1 protein-coding gene is annotated in these 1,977 nt (G+C 35.2%); it reads right to left on the minus strand.

From position 1 onward, the window contains the following. Window positions 1-1,977: hypothetical protein (locus tag LCI24_RS16845; RefSeq protein ID WP_274641418.1), on the minus strand; the 1,977-nt coding region annotated here is incomplete at both ends.

The raw sequence follows: 1,977 nt of genomic DNA on the forward strand, positions 1-1,977 counted from the left end.
ATGAATTACTATTCCTGATTGCGTGTCTGAACACCCTTTTGTATCTAACACAACTACATCGTAACTATCTACTTCTAAACCACTAAATACTAATGGGCTTGCTCCTGTTAAGGTAAAACTTGATCCTAACGCTCCACTTAACGTAGCTGTATATGGTCCTGTTCCATCGGCAATAGTAACTGTAATAGTTTTGTTTGTAGGACAACTATCCGCTACTGCTGTAACTGTTGGTAATTGTGCTACGTTTAAAGTTACTGTGCCTAAATTAGCGGTACATGCTCCTGTTCCATTACTATCTTCAACTTCTACCGTTACATCTACAGATGTTATATTTGTAGGTGCTGTTACTGTAATTTCATTACCTATTACTGTTGCCGTTGCCGTCGCTTCAGATAAGGTTACATTGTAAGTATAAGGTGCAAATCCTCCTAAAACATTTTCTACTCTTATCTTACCTGGAACATTACATGTAATATCATTTAATTTATTCAAATTACCTGTTATAGGCTGACCTTCTTTAATTTCTATATCTCCACTTGCCCATTGACATGCTGTCGCTCCACCATCAAAGGCATCTAAAACTATGAAATATAGGCCTGGTGGTAAGTTTTGTAATGCAGCTACTGGCGTTCCACTTGAATTTAATGTATATGAATATGAAACTGTATTAGAAATAGTACCTGTGATACCTAAAGGTTGATCATCAATACCATTGTAAAGTTCCCATGTTACAGTTTTTGTATTAAGTACACCGTCTGTGTCTTCTATTAAAAATGATAATTCACCATTATTTGCTCCACTACATGACTGACTCTCTGCAGTTGGTGTTATCGCTACATCAAAAGTAGAATCTGGATAAGTTATTGGCTCATCATTCATTTCTATACATCCCGTAGCAATATCTCTTACGAAGAATTGATAATTTAACCCAGGAATGATATTATCAAATACCTTTATTCTTGGTTTTGTAGGATCATCTGCTGGATGCCAAGTACCTGTGTTTATAGGGTCTTCTGTACTAATTCCAAACTCAAACCCTGATACTCCTGAACCATCTTGAGCTTCAACCTCTACTGAATAACCTAAATTACAGTCGCCTACAACTGTTACATTAACAACAATACCACTTACTTGGAAAGGCATTATAAAAATACCATTATCCTCTCTACATCGTGTACTACCATCAGTATTAAGAATACGAATTGAAGGATAATATGTTTGTCCTGGTGTTAAACCTAATACTTGATATAAGTTATCTCCTGGAGTTGGATGTGGTGCAACACTTGTAGAGTACATTGCATTAGTAATAGGGAACCAATTAGTTCCATCAATAGTATATTCTAAATCGTATGGCGCATAATCTGCCAGTGTATAGTTTTTAAAATTGAAGTTAAAACCTGTATTAGACGGATTAATTGTTGTACAGTCAGCTGGTAATACAGGTTCTAAATTCATTAAAATAGGAGGCATTTCGCTTAAGGTAAAATTATGCGTAAACTGACATCCTAAATCATCTGTAATAACAAGGTTATATTCATCTGCAGGTAAATTATTAAAACTAAAACTACTGCCTATAAAGTTATTAATATTGTCATTATAAGTTCCTGCAGTGTTTGTTAAAGTAATTATAAAAGGACCTTGCCCTGTACTTGCAGTTATATCAGCTTCTATACTACCTAAATCACCATTACATCTTCCTGCATTCTCCACAATATTTTCTAATGCTACAGGTGTTACATTAGCTATAGTAATATTATTAACAACCGTAGTACACGCAACATCTCTCACATAAACATCATATGTATTAGGTGCTAAGCCCATTATTGTATTATTGTTTGAAAAACCAGTTGTAGGTGCAGGACTACCTGCTGTTACTACAGCATATTCATAAGTTCCTGTTCCTCCTGTAGCATTAACTGTTATTGATCCAGGTGTACAACTGGCATTTGTAGGTGTTGCTGTTGCTTGTAACTGTGA

It is taken from the genome of Tenacibaculum larymnensis, from assembly GCF_028829235.1.
Classification (GTDB): domain Bacteria; phylum Bacteroidota; class Bacteroidia; order Flavobacteriales; family Flavobacteriaceae; genus Polaribacter; species Polaribacter larymnensis.